General features: G+C 54.8%; 14 protein-coding genes and 1 pseudogene. 9 read left to right on the forward strand and 6 right to left on the reverse strand.

Annotation, left to right across the window (positions count from 1 at the left end):
- The first annotated feature begins 94 nt into the window (after positions 1 to 94).
- Positions 95 to 490, forward strand: coding sequence for a hypothetical protein (locus WCS52_13025; GenBank protein MEI6168105.1), 396 nt, complete (start codon positions 95 to 97; stop codon positions 488 to 490).
- A 27-nt stretch (positions 491 to 517) separates the two neighbouring features.
- On the opposite strand, the gene WCS52_13030 is transcribed toward WCS52_13025, so the two are convergent.
- Positions 518 to 1,093 (reverse strand): hypothetical protein, encoded by a 576-nt coding sequence (locus tag WCS52_13030; protein MEI6168106.1) that lies wholly within the window; start codon positions 1,091 to 1,093, stop codon positions 518 to 520.
- 25 nt (positions 1,094 to 1,118) lie between these two features.
- Positions 1,119 to 2,096, reverse strand: coding sequence for an NAD-dependent epimerase/dehydratase family protein (locus WCS52_13035; protein MEI6168107.1), 978 nt, complete (start codon positions 2,094 to 2,096; stop codon positions 1,119 to 1,121).
- Positions 2,097 to 2,872: 776 nt separating this feature from the next.
- Between WCS52_13035 and WCS52_13040 the strand changes: the two genes are divergently transcribed.
- From WCS52_13040 to WCS52_13060, 5 genes and pseudogenes are all read left to right on the forward strand, one after another.
- Positions 2,873 to 9,661 (forward strand): M36 family metallopeptidase, encoded by a 6,789-nt coding sequence (locus tag WCS52_13040; GenBank protein ID MEI6168108.1) that lies wholly within the window; start codon positions 2,873 to 2,875, stop codon positions 9,659 to 9,661.
- 226 nt (positions 9,662 to 9,887) lie between these two features.
- Positions 9,888 to 10,139, forward strand: coding sequence for a hypothetical protein (locus WCS52_13045; GenBank protein ID MEI6168109.1), 252 nt, complete (start codon positions 9,888 to 9,890; stop codon positions 10,137 to 10,139).
- Between the two features lie 68 nt (positions 10,140 to 10,207).
- Positions 10,208 to 10,915, forward strand: a complete 708-nt coding sequence (locus WCS52_13050) for a DUF3102 domain-containing protein (protein ID MEI6168110.1) — start codon at positions 10,208 to 10,210, stop codon at positions 10,913 to 10,915.
- Between the two features lie 95 nt (positions 10,916 to 11,010).
- Positions 11,011 to 11,130: pseudogene (locus tag WCS52_13055) on the forward strand (cell filamentation protein Fic).
- Between the two features lie 182 nt (positions 11,131 to 11,312).
- Positions 11,313 to 12,329: a transposase gene (locus tag WCS52_13060; GenBank protein ID MEI6168111.1), complete on the forward strand. Its 1,017-nt coding sequence runs from the start codon at positions 11,313 to 11,315 to the stop codon at positions 12,327 to 12,329.
- On the opposite strand, the gene WCS52_13065 is transcribed toward WCS52_13060, so the two are convergent.
- Entirely contained in the window at positions 12,321 to 12,641 is a 321-nt protein-coding gene (locus WCS52_13065) for a hypothetical protein (protein ID MEI6168112.1), read from the reverse strand. The genes WCS52_13060 and WCS52_13065 overlap by 9 nt on opposite strands.
- A complete protein-coding gene (locus tag WCS52_13070) occupies positions 12,638 to 13,615 on the reverse strand; it encodes an NAD-dependent epimerase/dehydratase family protein (protein MEI6168113.1) in 978 nt (325 codons plus the stop codon). Before WCS52_13070 ends, WCS52_13065 begins: the two co-directional genes overlap by 4 nt.
- 408 nt (positions 13,616 to 14,023) lie before the next feature.
- Between WCS52_13070 and WCS52_13075 the strand changes: the two genes are divergently transcribed.
- The 3 genes from WCS52_13075 to WCS52_13085 all read left to right on the forward strand — a co-directional run bounded on the left by WCS52_13075 (position 14,024) and on the right by WCS52_13085 (position 15,744).
- Positions 14,024 to 14,431 carry a response regulator gene (locus WCS52_13075; protein ID MEI6168114.1) on the forward strand — a complete coding sequence of 136 codons (408 nt, stop codon included), beginning with the start codon at positions 14,024 to 14,026 and terminating at the stop codon, positions 14,429 to 14,431.
- 285 nt (positions 14,432 to 14,716) lie between these two features.
- A complete protein-coding gene (locus tag WCS52_13080; protein ID MEI6168115.1) occupies positions 14,717 to 14,968 on the forward strand; it encodes a hypothetical protein in 252 nt (83 codons plus the stop codon).
- 68 nt (positions 14,969 to 15,036) lie between these two features.
- Positions 15,037 to 15,744: a DUF3102 domain-containing protein gene (locus tag WCS52_13085; GenBank protein ID MEI6168116.1), complete on the forward strand. Its 708-nt coding sequence runs from the start codon at positions 15,037 to 15,039 to the stop codon at positions 15,742 to 15,744.
- A 656-nt stretch (positions 15,745 to 16,400) separates the two neighbouring features.
- Here WCS52_13085 and WCS52_13090 read toward each other — a convergent pair.
- Both WCS52_13090 and WCS52_13095 read right to left on the reverse strand, forming a co-directional pair.
- Positions 16,401 to 17,567: a tyrosine-type recombinase/integrase gene (locus tag WCS52_13090; GenBank protein MEI6168117.1), complete on the reverse strand. Its 1,167-nt coding sequence runs from the start codon at positions 17,565 to 17,567 to the stop codon at positions 16,401 to 16,403.
- A 626-nt stretch (positions 17,568 to 18,193) separates the two neighbouring features.
- Positions 18,194 to 18,746, reverse strand: a 553-nt coding sequence (locus WCS52_13095; GenBank protein MEI6168118.1) for a hypothetical protein, incomplete at its 5' end; no start/stop codon positions are given.

The following is an 18,746-nucleotide window of genomic DNA, read 5'->3' on the forward strand; positions in this document are numbered from 1 at the left end:
TTATTTGTACAATAATAACACTCCTCCAAACGTTCTGGTAATCAATGGATGACTCTTGGAATACGAGTAGCACAGTTAAACAAGGAGAACAGTTATGAAGAAAGTCGTTATAATCCTCGGAATGTGTCTCATCGGGTTTGTTGTACAGGCAGCCACCACAGACTTTGAGGCAGCAGTGGCTCAGGGTGCAGGGATAGAAGGCGAAAAAGGCGTGAAGCATCTCAGTCAAGAAGAACTGTCGGCTCTAATCCAGAAACATCTTGCAGAACGTCAGGCGGAACTTCAAAAGGCAACGGCAAAAGGGCATACGGATATCGCCGCCGCCCTCCAGAAGGTGATCACGGACCTCACCAATATGCAAACCGCCCTCACTAACAAGGATAGTGCCGCCTTCAAAGCCGCCAACGAACAACGCAAGGCTGACAGGGAAGCGTTGGAGAAACTCCGGAAGACGGACAAGTTGGCTAAACCCCACAAAGCGAAATCCTAATCGAGGGCTGCTGACATCTTGGCGCAATCAAGTTCCCTGCCGTTTCACCGAGGCCTTTGAGCGTGTTTCCTGCAGTTTTACTTGGGAGGCGCGATTTTCCAGGATGCCCATGGAAAGCTCTACACATTCGGCGGCCTCTTTGGGTGTCATGGTCCCCACGGTGACCATGTCGATCGGCCGGAGTGTGTTCCAGACAAACTGGAGTGCTTGAAAAGGGCGCAGCTGGCCGGCGGCCATGGGCTTGATCGTCATGACTGGTTTTTGAGCCGCCTGGATGATCCTTGCGGTCCAGTCAACTTCGACCTGCATCAGGAATCCCATGGCGTTGTAAATGGAGATATAGGTCGCCACGTCCAAGCCGCTCTCGTCGGCATAGGGGATCGCCTCAGGCATATGCGTGGAAAGTCCCGGAATCATGCCGCGCTCGCGGATCATCGCCGCTAGCGTCTCCATGTGCCGTATCTTGCGGGTACAACGGTCCAACAAAGCATCGGTGGTGGACTGGTGGGGCATACAAAAAGTCACGCCAAGACTTTTCTGCTCATCAAGAATCTTCGCCGCGGCAGTTTGATCGACGCCACGTAGCGGGGTGTCTGCGGTCACCGGAAATCCCGGCGTGGAAATGTGTTCATGTTAAACCTTTCAATGCGGAGATAATGTCGTCTTCCCATTGAATCGTGTCGGAGTCGGGAATCCTTTTTTGAAGATCCATAGCCTGTAACACCTTGGACATTCCTGATTCCAGTGAAATTACCGGTTTGAATTCGGGGACGTCCCGGAAGATTTTGGCGGCGCTGTAATAGGTGATGTGGGCAAAGATAGTCCGGCAGATGTCGAAATTCGGGATGTTCTGTTTTTCCAGCACTGCAAGCGGAACGCCCTTGAGTTCGACCTCCCTGCCGATGACCCGCATGGCGGTGCGATGGTAATCCGCCCAGGATATAAAACCGCCATTGTTGAGATTATAGGTTTGCCCGATGCAATGTTTTTTGCCCAGGACTCCGGCGAACGCCAGTGCGGCGTCGTCTACGTGAAGAAATTGATGCAGGGCGTTGCCATCCCCGCAGACCAGGATGGGTTTACCTTTGCGCACCCTGTCGATCCAGGAAAAGTCCCAGGCGATTTGCCGCAATAAGCCGAGTTGAGCCCCGTAGGTTGTGGAGGGTTTGATGATGGTGAGGGGAAAGGCATTTTGGTAGTAGGCCGCAAGAAACACGGCGTCTGCAGCGGCCTTGTTCCGGCCGTAATCGGTAATGGGGTTCAAAGGATGGTCCTCGGTGATGGGCAGCCATAAGGATTCAATCCCGTAGGTGCAAACGGTGGAGCACTGGACGAAATGCCCGACATGCGGGAAGGCGCGGAGATCGCTCCGGGCATCGTCGCCGGTGAAGCAGATCATATCAATGACGGCATCAAAGTGTTCCCGCTGCATAGCGCCTTCAAACTCAGCACGCTGATTACGGTCTCCCGTTATCCGGCGGACTTCTTTTGGAAATGCTCCGGTTTTCCCCCGGGTGTAGCAGGTGATCTCATGTCCTTGTTCCAGAAGGACACGGACGATGCTGGTACTGATATTGCCGGTGCCTCCCACGATGCAAACATTCATGTGTTCCTCCTTGATCAGTGCGCGTTGGAATACAGTAAGGGCTAAATCTCCGGGTACTCTATCGAGGTATTGAGTTTCCGCCAAGAATATCCTGCTTTTTGTCGAAGTTCGTCCCTCCTCTGGTCAGTGAAAAGCCTAAAAGGAATCATTCTCTCCCGGGACAATCGGCATAAGCGGTATAAAACCGAGCCTACAAATACCATTTTCCGTAAGGCGCTCCCTACGTAAAAAAAGCACTTTGGCCTACATACAAAACAATTCAGGGATGGTATCAATATCTTCCACCTAATTCGATGGATTGAAAAGAGCCAGACTTGGCGAGCGTCGGCGATATGGCAGTTGCCGGGATTGCTCGTTTGCCAGCTTCCCAACTCATGTCATGCTCATCAAAACTCAATGGAGGGCGCTACTCTGTCAGCGCCTGCCGCCACCGGTCGCCATCGAGAAAGACCCACGCTCGCACGCACACGCGGGTTTTCTGCAACTCCGCATCCGGTCCCTGTCACCTCGTCGCTGTAAGCTCGCAAAACAACGAGCTCCTATCCCTCTGGGCTACTTAAGCGCCAAAACTTGGAGATGTGCCCGTTTATTACTGAACTTGACCTTCATGCCGGATTTTTCCATTCTTGCATCCATAAAACCGTTGTTTGGGGTGGTCTCAACGGTCATTTGCCCGTATTGCGCAGGTAGCGTTTTTCTTATCCATCCATATCAAACTTTTTGGAAAGACATCGCTTTTGCAATTTTTGACTAGATTGGTCTTGAGGAAAACAAGAATGAAAAACCTGACTAGGCTTGCTCGAAAATGGACGATGTTGTTCGCCGCGGTATTGGGTTGGCTTGCGTTATCCATCTCGGACACGGTGGGCCAGTCGATCAGCCTGCAGGATAGCGGACTGCCAAACGTGGATCATCGCTACGACGTTGTGGTGCGCCGTACCGCGATGTCGGTTGCGGCGACTCCATCCGACCATACCGCGGCAGAGCAGTGTTTGCGTCTGCTCGTGCCCACTCTCCGCATCGAACGGCACACCTTGCTCGGTAGCCCTCAATGGCTGAGGGCGGACGATGCTTTTCTCACGGCACCCCGTGTGTCCGGTACAACCGGAATTCAGGCGGCACCATCCGTCGATGTCCGGAGCATTGCGAAACAATTCGTTACTGACCATGCGGGGGTTTTCGGTCATGACGCCAGCGTACTGGAAACGGCCAAGGTCCAGCGGGAGTTTGTGACCGCTCATAGTGGATTGCAGACCATCGTGTGGGCGCAGGAGTTTGACGGAATTCCGGTTTTCGAGTCGGTTTTCATCGCCCATGCGACAGCGCGCGGGGAACTCGTCAACATCTCAAGCCAGTTTCTTCCTGACCTTGCCGCGGCTGCCGAGGCGGGCTCTCCCCGCTCCCGCGCGAATGTCGTGGCACCGCCCGTGACCGCGACACAGGCCGTGGTTGTCGCCTCGATTAGCGTGGGGGAATCCCCTGAACTGGCGGCCACCCTCATCGCGCTCGACACCCCCGTGGGTGCCACGCAGTCCCAGCGGTTCCGCGGCGGGGCACTCAAGGGAGAGGCGAAAGCGGGGTTAACCTGGTTGCCCCTCGATGCCGCGCACCTGCGCCTCTGTTGGGAAGTCTGGCTCACCGGGCAGGCCCGCGGCGAACTGTATCGCGTACTCGTTGATGTCGAGACCGGCACCATGTGGATTCGCGAAGCTCACACATCGTATGCGGTAAATGCCAAGTACCGCGTCTTTACCGCAGGGAGTCCAACCCCGCACTCGCCGGGTTATGCCGCACCAGGCCAGACCAGCCAGCCACTGGACGTCGCACGGTCGTTGGTTACCTTGACGGCGGTCAGTGCCACCGCTTCCCCGGACGGCTGGGTTACGGCCAACGAGACCTTGGGAAACAACGTCGATGCCCACACCGACCTGGATGCCGACAATGTTGCCGATACGCCCCGCCCGCAAGGTTCTCCCGCCGGCACCTTCGACTTTCCCGTCGCCTTGCTTCAGCCGCCCTCCGACTACCGCAAGGCAGCGGTCGTCAACTTGTTCTACTGGTGCAACTGGATGCACGACAAGCTCTACGATCTGGGATTCACCGAGGCAGCCGGCAATTTCCAGACCGACAACTTTGGCAGGGGCGGCCAGGATGGAGACGCGGTGCAGGCCGACGCACAGGATGGCGAAGGAACGGATAACGCCAACTTCCACACGCCGATGGACGGCAGTGCGCCGCGCATGCAGATGTACCTCTGCACGCCCCCGAATCCCGATCGTGACGGGGATTTTGACGACGAAGTAATCCTGCACGAATACACCCATGGGCTGAGCAACCGGCGCGTTGGTGGAGGGCTCCTGATCAACGCGCATCAGACGGCGTGCATGGGCGAAGGATGGTCCGACTTTTACGCGCTGGCCCTGTTGACCCCACCGGGGGCTGACCCCAACAGCCACTATCCTTTCAGCGCCTATACTTCTAAGAATATGATCTTTAACCGCCACACCTGGGCTGCCGGCGGCGACAATTACTACTTTGGCTGCCGGCGCTACCCCTACAGCACAGACCTGTCGGTTAATCCGCTCACGTTCCGGGATATCGATCCCGCCCAGGCCAATGCGCACTCAGGCGTGCCGGTCAGTCCCCTGTGGGTTGGTATGCCGGCGGGTGAGGTGCACATGGCCGGCGAGGTCTGGTGCGTGACGCTCTGGGAAGCCCGCGCGAAGCTGATCCAGAAGTATGGCTATGCCGTCGGTAATCAGCGTATCCTTGAACTCGTCACCGATGGCATGAATCTTTCGCCGGCGGATCCGACATTCCTCCAGGCGCGTGACGCGATTCTACAGGCCGACCTGGTCCTCACCGGTGGCGCGGACAAAAAGGAACTCTGGGATGCGTTCGCCAAGCGCGGCATGGGAGCAAGCGCCGTAGCAGCGCCGAACACGACCACTACCGGCTTGTTGGAAAGTTTCGATCCGCCGGATATACTGAGCGTCACTCCAACCTTGGCCGTGAATGTCGAGGGATACTACGGGGGACCGTTCACCCCCTCGCTCCAGGTGTTCACGTTGACGCGCCAGAGCGGGGGCAACCTGAATTGGAGTGCAGGAGCCACGGCGCCGCTCCACTTATCGGCCACGTCCGGCACGTTGACGGTCGCCCAACCCACAACCAGCGTCACGGTTTCGGTTGGTTCAGGCGCGAACGCGTTGGCGGTTGGCCCTGTCCTGCGCAGTATCCTTTTTACGAACACCGCTACGGACGTGGCCCAGTTGCGATATTTCGCAATCAATGTCAAGGAGCCGTTGGCGGCGAACCCGCCCGCCGTAACAACGTTTTCGGGCTTTACGGGAGCGCTGCCAGCCCCATTGAGCACCACGCTGGTTATCACGAATCGGGGAGGTGCCGCCATCCATTGGACCGCTGCACCGCAACTGCCCCTCACGGTTGTGCCTTCCAGCGGGACGCTTGGCGCTGGCCAGGCCATCACGCTGACCGTATCCTTCGATGCGGATACCCTGGATGCCCTGCCGTTAGGGGACACCCTTCTGAAGCTGGACGTGACTGATGACACGACGGGACAAGTGCTGGGCAGCACGTTTCACCTCAAGCTGGCAGAACCGCTCGATGTCAGCCCTCACGATGGGCAGATGATTCTCGGGCCCGTGGGCGGTCCGTTTGTCCCGGCCTCCCAGCTTTTTACCCTCAAAAACCAGGGCGCCATGGCCATGCCCTGGCATGTTACCGCAGAACTGCCTCTCGTCAGTACATCGGCCAGCGGAACCCTCGCGCCTGCCGGCGGCGAGAAGACCATCCAGGTGGGCATCAATCCATCGGCCGTGGCGGCGCTGGGGGTCGGTATCTCTACACGGCATGTCTATTTCACGGACGAGTTGAGTGGTTATGTGATCACCAATTCATTCACGTTGCGCATCGGAAAGGGGGACTACCACACCGAAAAATTCAGTTCCTATGGCCGCCCCTTCGATCTGGGAATGACGACCCTGACATTCACGCCGGACGGTTCACAGAACTACTATACCCTCTGTCGCGCCGAGGTCGTCGATTTTCCCACGGATCCGTCGGGCGGTACCGAGATCCCCTCCTATGGCGACACGATTACCCTGGGCGGCGGCAAGACCGTGTCCCTTTTCGGCACAAAGACCAACACGGTTTATGTGAGCCGCGACGGTTATGTTGACGGGTTCAATGGCCCGCCGGGGGGCGATTACTGGCAGTCCATGCGCGCCCAGTTATTCGACGGCCTGCCCGACCCGGATATAGGAACGGTAACGTGGAAACAACTCGCCGACCGTCTCGTGATCACCTGGGACAATGTGACGGGATACTCGGCCGACGAGCTCAACAACTTCCAGGCGGAGTTGTTCTTTAACGGAATCGTCCGTTTCACGTGGTTGGGGACCAGCGATACCCCGGTTTCCGCCATCGGGCTGTCACGCGGCACGGGTGAGCCGGCAGACTGGGTTTCCAGCGATCTCAGCACCTACCCGCTGTGCGGCGAGGTGCCGCCGGCGTTCGATGTGCCGATGACGCTCACGGTGCCGGTTGACGGTCGAGAGGGCGGCAACGGCCTGTACATCGGCGGTGTCGTGCAACTTGACCAACCATGGCCGGATGACCTGCTCGTGAACCTCACGTCCAGCGATACGAGCGAGGCCGTGGTACCTGCCACTGTCACCATTCCTGCCGGCAAGACCAAGGCTGGCTTCGGCATCACAGTCGTTGATGATGCGATCCTCGACGGCTCGCAGGTAGCGACGCTTACCGCCACGGCGGCGGGGCATACCAAGGCGACCGACACGATCGTTGTGGACGATAACGAGACTGCCACGCTGGAGGTACATCTGCCCCGCTCGGCGTATGAAAATTCCGTCGTGGCTGGCGTTGTCACCACGGATCGCCCGGTGCAGGACGATGTGCCGGTCTGGCTCAAGGCAACGGCGCCGGACATCCTCAAGGTAAATTGGCCCATGACGGTGATTCATTCAGGAGCAACCTCCGGCACGTTCACGGTGACGGCTTTGGATGACAACCTCCTGGGCACCCCGCGCAGCGCCGGCGTGATCGCCAGCGTGGCCGGGTGGACCTCCGGCACCGATTCCGTTTCCATTGCCGATAATGACCCCACCAACATCACGGTACGGCTGCCCAACTCGGCTCAGGAGGGCGACGGCCTCCTGGTGGGGCAAGGCGAGGTGTCCCTCGCGGGCTTTATCGCCAGCAACCTGGTGGTCGATCTCCATTCCCCCGACACCACCGAACTTACTGCGCCTGCTTCTGTCACCATCCTGGCGGGGCATAGCAACGCATTTTTTGATATCGGGATTGTGGATGACGCGGTGGTCGACGGTATGCGGTGGGGCACGGTTGTCGCGGAGGCCGCCCGTTTTCAGGCCGGGACCTGCTCCATGCGCATCTATGACAATGATGGACCGCCCGAGGTGTTCGACCCACAGCCATCCAACTTGGCGGAAGATGTCGCGCTGCAGCCGGTGCTATCCTGGGGGCGCGTTGAAGGTGAACTGGTGATCAACGGAAATTTCGATGCGCCGGGGCTGACAGGATGGACGAGGGAAGACATTGGTGCGGGAGGGTGGATTCGAAACAACGGGACAGTAGACCCCGAGTCATCGGATGGCCCGCTGCCGCCGTTTTCGGGTATCGCCAGCGCCCTTCTGCGGCAGAGCGGGAACGGACGCCACGCACTCTGGCAGGACATCACGATTCCCCAGGAGCTCTCGGCCGTGGTCCTTTCCTGGACCGATTGCATTCGTAACCATGCGGCGGACTTTGCCACAAACCAGCAGTTTCGTGTTGAATTGCGGGACCCCGATAACAACCAGACCCTGCAGGTACTCTTCAGTACACAATCGGGAGAAACCCGGTTGCGCAACTGGACCCAGCGTACGGTTGACCTCGGCGCCTGGCGCGGGCAGAAGGTGCGTCTTGCCTTCGTGGGGGAAGATGCCCTCGGTTTCCTGAACGTGCACCTTGATGAGATTAGTATTCTGGCCATCCCGCCCGTCCCAACCGTCTTTGAAGTCTACTTGGGAACAGTGGATCCGCCCGATACCGAGCAGTATCTCGGGAACACAAGCGGGACCACGTGGGTGGTGCAGGGCCCCCTCATGACGAATACGACGTACTACTGGCAGGTGGTGTCCAAGCGTGGCGTCTTCCGCACCCCGGGACCGGTCTGGCAATTCAACACCGGCGATGACAGCGTGCCCCCGGGGCTCGTCCTGTCGACCCCGGCGGATTTCAGTATTGTCTCCGCGCCCACCAACGTGATCGTCACGGCCTCTGTAGGGGGGAGCACCATGCGCACCTTGACGCCTGTTGGCGCAGTTGATTTCTACGCCGATGACGTGAAGATCGGGCAGGACAACGTGGCCCCCTTCACCTTTGTCTGGACGAATGTGCCGCCAGGAGAACACGTTCTCCACGCGGTGGGCCGCGGAGGCGTGCTGAACGCGTTTGTACTCGCCACATCACCGGACATTCACCTGTCGGTTGCGCCACCTTCAGGGAAGATGCTCTACACCCTGGTGCCCTTTGGCAGTTTGTGGAGCTACAACGATACCGGGGTATTCCCGGGGGCGAGTTGGTGCTCGCTGTCGTTTCGCGGCCGGCTGACTGGCTGGAAAAGCGGCCCGGCCAAGCTCGGCTATGGCAAGGGCGACGAGGCCACGGTCGTGAGCTATGGCGACGAGGCCCTGAACAAGTATATAACGACTTATTTCCGGCGCACGTTCCCGTCGCCCAACGTTACACTCGAGAGCCTGACGCTGCATGTTTTGCGTGACGACGGGGTGCGTGTCTATCTGAACGGGACGGAAATTCTGCGCAACAACATGCCCTTGGGTCTCCTTACTTCAACCACGACCGCGATAACGAATTTGAACGGGTTTGCGGCCGAGCATGCGCTTGCGACCACGACCGTCGCCTTATCAAACCTTGTCGCGCAGGGAAACTTGATCGCCGCCGAGGTTCATCAGGCCGCAGCAAACAGCACCGATCTCGGTTTCGATCTCGAGCTGACGGGTATCGGTGATACGCTGCCCAGCGTCACCGTTACAAGTCCGGGCGACGGCACGGTATTCGCCGCACCCTCGCAACTCGTCCTGGATGCGAGCGCCACCGAACCTTACGGCGCAGTAACCCGGATAGAAATGTTCATCGATGGCGTGAGTTTCGGGAGGGTGCCGGGAACAACCGGTCCACTGCTGTGGCACGCGCCTTCGCCCGGCATTCACACCCTGCTCGCTGTGGCAACAGATGCCGCGGGCCATGAGGTGCAGTCGACACCCGTGGTGGTGGCGATTGTGGCACCCCCGGTCCTGGCGCTATCACGCGAAGGGGTCACTCTGGAACTGAATTGGCCGGTGACAGCGGATGGTTATCATCTGAGAACGACTACCAATTTGCTGACGCCCGTCACGTGGGAGAATATCGATGCTGGGTTGATCCAGACTGACGGTCTGTGGCGGGCAGCCCTGTCGTTTACGAATACCGTGCGGTTCTTCCAGTTGCAGTCCCCTTGAAACTCTGCGCGAAGCACAGGTGGCGTTCGCCGTCCTCGGCGAACGATTCGCCCCTGGTGCTTCGCTTAATCGGCCGCCGAGACGTCGGCCGCCACCAGACGCAAACTCAAAGACCCACCCATGCATATACGCGCGGGTCTTTCTTTTTCCTGCCGACGCGTCTCGTCGCTAACATTCACTAAATCACTATTGCCTTGTTCGTGAGTGCCCTGCCATAATCACACCCATGAAAACAAAAACAAAAACGGAAAAGACCCAGAAGGCAGATGCACCCATGACCCGCAATGAATTCAAGGAGGCCATTTCCAAGATGACCCGCAACGAATTGATAGGGATCCTCTGCGATATTTATTATGCCAATGCCAAGGAGGGTTGTGGATGCGACTGCGGATGTGAAAGCGAATCAAAGAAGACTCCGGCCAAGGCGAAAAGGTCAGTAAAGAGTTCCAGGGCTTCCAAGGTTTCCAAGAAGAAGTGATCAACGTGCAGTAAAAACTTCATGTCATAATCCGCAGAAAATAACATGTCGAAGAAGGATGTGACCTAATGAGTAAAACGAACTCGATAGACGTGTTGACCGATCCCGAGATCCAGCGGCATACCCAGCGAATTCTGGAATTGCAAAAAGAGGAACGGCAGGCGCGGGAGGAAATGGGGCGGATTGTGGCTGGGATTGGCGCCGAGCTGATCGCCGCCAAAGAGGCGCTCGACAAGACCCCGGACAGGACCGCTTGGCAGCGCTGGCTGAAAGGGCATGTGCATTACTCGGCGGACACGGCGCAGAATTACATGCGGGTCGCCAGGCTCGTTGGAAAAAACCGAAGCGCTTCGGTTTTTTTGGGCTTGGAACCCACCGCCCTGTATCGCCTCGCCGCGTTGCCTGACGAGAAGGCCGCCACACTCACACCCGATACGCTACTGACCGACCCGCGAACCGGGCGGCAAACCGCCCTCAGCCAGATGAGCGCCCGCTCGTTGGACCGGGCACTCGACGCCCTGGAGGGCAAGGCGGTCCCGCAGAACCCGAAACCGGCCTCCGCAGGTGTCGCGTTGGCAGGTGAGACCCGCGAGGATGCGGCCGCCGACGCCCAGCGAATCATGGGCCTGCTGGCCGATCAACTGGCGGATATCCGTAAACGAAAGGGATCGTTGACTGGTGCCTCAAAACAACGGGTCCTGGAGGCGATCGAGCACTTGCGCGGCATCGTGTTGAAATGGCCTGCTTGGGCTACGCCTGCCACCAAGAAGAAATGAGAAGATTGCCGTCCTGGCGGACGATTCGCCTATTCTGTCCAAAATCTTCGCCTGATACGGCAATTCTATCTTTTGTACCCAGAGTTGATTGCCCTGAAGACTCAGTTATTCGGGATTTCCGAATAACTGCCGCCGATGGCAAGCAATATGCCACTAACTTCGATGATTTGGACGCCATCATCTCCGTTGGCTACCGGTGGAACTCTTACCGTGCCTACGCGGGATATGGACCGATCCCGGTATGGTTGACAACGGGTGCGATCCTAGGGCGTGCGGCAAAAGCCGGGGAAATCCTGGGGACAGGAAATTAGTTAAATTAAGCTACAATATAATGATTGCTTTAGCCGTTAAGTGATGCATGGGGTAGCCATGTCGAGTTTGCCAGGAAGGAGACATCATGAGAACGGCGAGGATCGTGGAGGCTGGGGCGGCATATTATCATATCATGTCGCGGGTGGTGGATCGGCGGATGGTATTTGATGATGGAGAGAAGGAACGTTTTCGTAAGACGCTGCGGGCTGTGGCGGAATTTGCCGGGGTGCGGATCATGACCTGGACTTGCTTAAGTAATCATTGGCACGCCCTGATATATCTTCCTGAACGTGAGGAGGTTAGTGATGGGGAGTTGGGGAGGCGGTTGTCATTTCTCTATGATAAGACCGTGGTTGAAAATGTGGCATCGCAATTGGCGTTCCTGCGTGCGAACGGGGATCACGAGGCGGCTGAATCCCGGAAGAGGGAGTTCACCTATCGGATGTATGATCTGGGTGAATTCGTGAAGACGCTGAAGCAGCGGGTGAGTTTTTCGTATAACCGACGGCATCAACGGAAGGGGACACTGTGGGAGGAACGGTTTAAAAGCATATTGGTGGAGGGGAGCCCTGGAACGCTGATGCGGATGGCGGCATATATTGATTTAAATGCGGTGAGGGCAGGGCTGGTCAAAGATCCAAAGGATTTCCGGTTTAGCGGATATGGGGAGGCGATGGGGGGCTCAAAACCTGCGAGGGAAGGATTGATGGCGGTAGTGAAGGAGGGGGATGTGGCAGAGGACTGGAACGTGGCCTCGGCGCGATATCGTCAGTTGCTGTATGTTTCCGGGGAAGTGCAAGGGGTTCGTGAGACTGGTCAGCCGGTAAAAAATGGTTTTAGTGCAGAGGCTGTCGCGGCGGTGATTGAGAAAAAAGGTAAACTGCCGCTGAACGAAATTTTGCGAAGTCGGATCCGGTATTTCACGGATGGAGCGATCATCGGGAGTCAGGTGTTTGTGGAAGAAGCATTTGGTCGGCACCGGACGCATTTTAGCGCCAAGCGTGAGGCGGGAGCCAAGCCGATGAAGGGTGGGGATTGGGGCGATATGTTTACCGCCCGGCAGTTACGGGTGGATCTATTTGGACCTCCAGTGTCAGCATAAACGGCGGGTGAACTGATAACCTGTCTTTCGGATGATTTCGGCGGTAGATTCAAACCCTGCCATCATCCGGTATTGTGTTGGTAGAGCTGATTTGATGTGTTTCCATCCAGATTTCGGCTGGTGCCTGCAGAATGGACTGAAATTTCTGGGTCGATGATTTTCTGAATGAATAATCAAGGGGAAAAGGGATGAAATGTCATGGCCGCTAAACAAATCTCCTGTCCCTATGCCCCCTTCTAAAAACCAGTTGGTGCCAATGATCATGCGAGAGAGCGAGACCCCTCCCACGGTAGTGCGGGGAAATGTGTTCATGTTAAACCTTTCAATGCGGAGATAATGTCGTCTTCCCATTGAATGGTGTCGGAGTCGGGAATCCTTTTTTGAAGATCCATAGCCTGTAACACCTCGGACATTCCTGATTCCAGCGAAATGACCGGTTTGAATTCGGGGACGTCCCGGAAGATTTTGGCGGCGCTATAATAGGTGATATGGGCAAAGATAGTCCGGCAGATTTCGAAATTCGGGATATTCTGTTTTTCCAGCACTGCAAACGGGACGCCTTTGAGTTCGACCTCCCTGCCGATGACCCGCATAGCGGTTCGATGGTAATTCGCCCAGGATATAAAGCCGCCATTGTTAAGATTGTAGGTTTGTCCGACGCAATGTTTTTTGCCTAGGACTCCGGCGAACGCCAGTGCGGCGTCGTCCACGTGGAGAAATTGATGCAGGGCGTTGCCATCCCCGCAGACCAGGATGGGTTTGCCTTTACGCACCCGGTCGATCCAGGAAAAGTCCCAGGCGATTTGCCGCAATAAGCCGAGTTGAGACCCGTAGGTTGTGGAGGGCTTGATGATGGTGACGGGAAACGCATTTTGGTAATAGGCCGCAAGAAACACGGCGTCCGCGGCGGCCTTGTTCCGGCCGTAATCGGTAATGGGGTTCAAAGGATGGTCCTCGGTGATGGGCAGCCATAAGGATTCAATCCCGTAGGTGCAAACGGTGGAGCACTGGACGAAATGCCCGACATGCGGGAAGGCGCGGAGATCGCTCCGGGCATCGTCGCCGGTGAAGCAGATCATATCAATGACGGCATCAAAGTGTTCCCGCTGCATAGCGCCTTCAAACTCAGCACGCTGATTACGGTCTCCCGTTATCCGGCGGACTTCTTTTGGAAATGCTCCGGTTTTCCCCCGGGTGTAGCAGGTGATCTCATGTCCTTGTTCCAGAAGGACACGGACGATGCTAGTGCTGATATTGCCGGTGCCGCCCACGATGCAAACATTCATGTGTTCCTCCTTGATTAGTGCGCGTTGGAATAAAGTAAGGGCTAAATCTTCGGTTACTCTAGCGGGGTATTGAGTTTCCGCCAAGAATATCCTGCTTTTTGCCGAAGTTCGCCCCTCTTCTGATCAGTGAAAAGACTAAAGGAATCAATCTCGCGGGTAGCAATCGGCATAAGTGGCTCCGAACCGTGCCTACAAATGCCATTTCTGTAAGGCGTTCCCTTCGCAAAAAGAAGCACCATAGCCTACATACATAAGAATTCAAAGATGGTATCAATAATGTTTTACAAGATTCAATGGATTGAAAAGAGTCAGGCTTGGCGAGTGTCGGCGATATGCCATTTGCCGGGATTGCTCGTTTGCCAGCTTACCAACTCATGACAGACTCATCAAAATGAAGGAGAAATTAATATGAATGTTCTGCTGATGGATGATGATCCTGCCGTATTATCGATGATTCAAGGGGCATTGGAGAAGTGGGGACACAAAGTTGATTCCTACCTTAATCCCGAAATTTGCCCCGCTTATTGTTCGCAGACCTGTCCCTGCACGATATTCACAAACCGATGCCCTGATGTCATCCTGACAGATGTGAATATGCCCTTGGTGAATGGGTTCAGATTTGTTGAAGAATTAAAACGCAAAAGTTGCAGGTATCAGAAAATCGGAGTGATGTCGGGTGATTGGAGCGATTCGGATCTTCTGAAAGCCACTCAAATGGGGTGTACGATCTTTTCTAAACCCTTCGAACTTTCAAGACTTCGTTCATGGGTGTCGGAAAAAGTCCCTATCGTTGATCATCGGGTCAATGAGGTGTAGTTGCGGAAAAGCATCCGAGGCCCGGATAAGGCGTATTTTTGGCGTAAACTGTCCCGTGAAACTCTGCGCGAAGCACAGGTGGCGTTCGCCGTCCCCGGCGAACGATTCGCCCCTGGCGCTGCGCTTAATCGGCCGCCGAGACGTCGGCCGCCACCAGACGTAAACTCAAAGACCCACCCATGCACATACGCGCGGGCCTTTCTTTTTCCTGCCGACGCGTCTCGTCGCTAACATTCACTAAATCACTATTGCCTTGTTCGTGAGTGCCCTGCCATAATCACACCCATGAAAACAAAAACAAAAACGGAAAAGACCCAGAAGGCAGATGCACCCATGACCCGCAATGAATTCAAGGAGGCCATTTCCAAGATGACCCGCAACGAATTGATAGGGATCCTCTGCGATATTTATTATGCCAATGCCAAGGAGGGTTGTGGATGCGACTGCGGATGTGAAAGCGAATCAAAGAAGACTCCGGCCAAGGCGAAAAGGTCAGTAAAGAGTTCCAGGGCTTCCAAGGTTTCCAAGAAGAAGTGATCAACGTGCAGTAAAAACTTCATGTCATAATCCGCAGAAAATAACATGTCGAAGAAGGATGTGACCTAATGAGTAAAACGAACTCGATAGACGTGTTGACCGATCCCGAGATCCAGCGGCATACCCAGCGAATTCTGGAATTGCAAAAAGAGGAACGGCAGGCGCGGGAGGAAATGGGGCGGATTGTGGCTGGGATTGGCGCCGAGCTGATCGCCGCCAAAGAGGCGCTCGACAAGACCCCGGACAGGACCGCTTGGCAGCGCTGGCTGAAAGGGCATGTGCATTACTCGGCGGACACGGCGCAGAATTACATGCGGGTCGCCAGGCTCGTTGGAAAAAACCGAAGCGCTTCGGTTTTTTTGGGCTTGGAACCCACCGCCCTGTATCGCCTCGCCGCGTTGCCTGACGAGAAGGCCGCCACACTCACACCCGATACGCTACTGACCGACCCGCGAACCGGGCGGCAAACCGCCCTCAGCCAGATGAGCGCCCGCTCGTTGGACCGGGCACTCGACGCCCTGGAGGGCAAGGCGGTCCCGCAGAACCCGAAACCGGCCTCCGCAGGTGTCGCGTTGGCAGGTGAGACCCGCGAGGATGCGGCCGCCGACGCCCAGCGAATCATGGGCCTGCTGGCCGATCAACTGGCGGATATCCGTAAACGAAAGGGATCCTTGGCCGGTGCCTCAAAACAACGGGTCCTGGAGGCGATCGAGCACCTGCGCGGCATCGTGTTGAAATGGCCTGCCTGGGCTACGCCTGCCACCAAGAAGAAATGAGAAGATCCCTGAATCCATGGAAGACCCCCGCGCACGTCCACGTGGGCCTTTTATCTTCACCTCAACAACCGCGCGGTCATCAGATTGACGGTCTTTCATAGCTCTTGGTAGCAGGTGGGAAAAACCGATAATATCCACCGATTATTTTCAATCTCCTTTACAATGAGCAAATGGCTGTGACATCTTCAGCAATCGGCAAACGCTTTTGAAGGGTACCCCGCATGACACAATGGATCGCTCCGTCGGAAAAGGATACTGCCTATCCGGATCACGATGCCAGCGTATACGCCGCTGCTGGCTGAGCAGTCAGGTTGGTGCGCCGAGCGTGCCGTCTATATTGCACCTATAAACTGCACCGAACTACCCCGAAAGGGGTAGAGAGCGCCGGAAGGCGCTCTTTAGATGTCGGCATGAAAAAACCGCGTATTCCCTAGGGAATACGCGGTTTTAAGAAGTGGTGGTGGGATAAGGATTCGAACCTTAGAAGGCGTAGCCAGCAGATTTACAGGAATACATTTTATCAAATACCCCAATAAAACCGCTATTTTGTCACCTTTAAGACAAATGCCATTCACCTTTAAGAGAAATGGGCGACAGGGTGTGACAGGTTATGACTGGTTACGACAGGGTGGGGATGAGGTTGGGTTATGGTTAAATCAAGATGCTTTTTTACGGCGTTCAATTTCTTCAAGTAATGCCTTGCAGGTCTTTGCTAACTCATCATCGGCAACGGTTGAAAGATTAGTAAGGGCAACAGGCGGGAGGGGCATGGTTTCCTCTACGGCTGACTCAGGGTTGGAAGAGATGGCAATCAAGTTATCAAGTTTCTTAATCGATGCGGTCAAATGGGCATCTGAAAAATGCGTATATGTTTTTTCCATTTGGGAACTGCCCCATCCAACAAGATCTCTAACAACCGCCGAATCAACCCCTGATTCCTTGAGTCTCGTAACAAAATGATGGCGGAAAGAATGAAACCCAATCTCGACTAATGCTCTGCCATCGCATCCAGTTTCATCATGATGGATTTTGAACCCGCATACATTTTTAAAGAACTTTTGTAGCCTATCGGAAACAATGCCAATGTCCTTGAGATAGGAGGATGCAGAGGCAGGGCAAACATATTTTCCGCTTGCTTGCTTTTTTAATTCGCAAAGATGGTGGTAGAGCCCGTCAAGAATATGCATTTTAATGAAATGGTTTGGTCTGCGACTTCTCGTTTTGAAAGGCGAATGAGTGATCATGCGTTTGTCTAAATCAACTTCTCGCCATTCCAAACGACAACAGTCCTCAAGTCGAAATCCTGTATGATAGCCAAGAAGACATAGGGTCAATGTCTCGCCAGTTGCTTTTGATAAAATTGTTTCAACCTCTTGGCTGGAAAATGGTCTGCGCCCCATCTGCTCAAATCTTTTTCGGTTGATGTTGTCCCAAGGATTAAGCTGAATGTCCAAAGTGTCGTTCAAGGTGCGAAATACCATGTACATGATGTTTATGTATTTGTTGAACGTATTGCCTCTTCGGTTGGAGCCGATATGCGATGCGAATTCACGGGCAGTGACTTTCTTGACCCCAGAGACAGTCGTAATCTCAGCGTGATTTTGCTTCATCCATTTAATGAAGGTGTTGAATTGGTAGGCATACTGTTTGAAAGTATTCTTGGCAGGGTTTGGGCGATTTACAGATTGCTCGAAGGCTTTCCAAGCCATTGAAAGTTGAATGTCATTATTGATGATCAAAGGTTTTTCGGTCGGCTCTCCGTAATTTTGGAGGAAGTCCCCTTTAGAGATATCGGTTATAATTGAAGCGATAGCGGTCTTCATGCGAGATTCGGCTTCGGTTTTAATAGTAGTATCAAGGGACTTACCATATGGAATGCCTTTATGTTTCCATTGGCACCACCATACGTTGCCTTTCTTCGTTAAACATCCTTTTGGTAGCCTGTTCCTCATGACACTCACGACACCTTCTCCAATTCATCCTGCTTGAGATGCTTAAGATGTAAGGTTGTTGTGCTGATCCGTCTATATTCCCTCTTAGCGGCAGCATTACTTGGGGATAGGGCGGAAAGGTCATCGAGTGCGTTAGAGGGAACCCGTCTGCATTCCCCTAACTTTTTGGAAGGCAATTGTCCCGTTGAAATCCAGCGTTGAACGGAACGTAAGCAGACCCCTAGTTTATCAGCAACTTGATTTGGGGTTAGATACTTTACAGGTTGAGATATAGCGGGAGCAGTCCTTGCAGTTGGATTCTTGCAGAACGCTAGAATTGCCGATTTGTTTTCCTGCGTTACAGAGTCATCGTTATCAAGAATCGATTTTATAATATTTAATGTACCATCCTTCATCACTTCCTTTCCCAGCCCAATTTCTCAAGCGATGACCAGTGGGGCTCTAGTCGTCATCGCAGTTGTTGTCCCCGCTAGCTACTTTGCCAGCGGGGAAATTCTTTAAATGTCCAATCCCTTCTCGGTATGAAGCTCCAGACCAACGGCTTTTTTCATGCTGTCCTTGTATTTGATAATCGGGTCATTCCTGTATCGCTCATAAAGTTCCCGTAGAAAGTTATCAGTCTGTCCCCGCAGCAATTCATTCGCCCTGTTTTTTGCGTCAAGATCTCCAGGGCAATTCAGGGAGATAGCCGCTCGGAGCCCATTGACTCGCCCCAACCAGATTGAATCGGTGACAAAAGGACGGGTCGCTTGAATAACTCGGTCAATTTCGAGATCCAACATAGGTTCGCTTGAGACACTTGTTTGGTATCCTTGAGAATAAGCCCATTTCAAGGATGCCAACCGTTCCTCGAATTTAGGGGCTTTATTTTCCCAATACTTCAAGACCTCATTATCCACAGATCCAATCGTAAATCGGAAAAGTATCTGTGACTTATAGGGCTCCAATTCCTCGCATAATGCCTTGATACAGGAGAGAACAGGTTTGCTTACGACTAGGACATCATTTCCTGCCGCCAATAACTTTTTCAATACCACTAAATATTCCGCT

The sequence above is a fragment of the bacterium genome, assembly GCA_037128595.1.
Classification (GTDB): domain Bacteria; phylum Verrucomicrobiota; class Kiritimatiellia; order CAIKKV01; family CAITUY01; genus JAABPW01.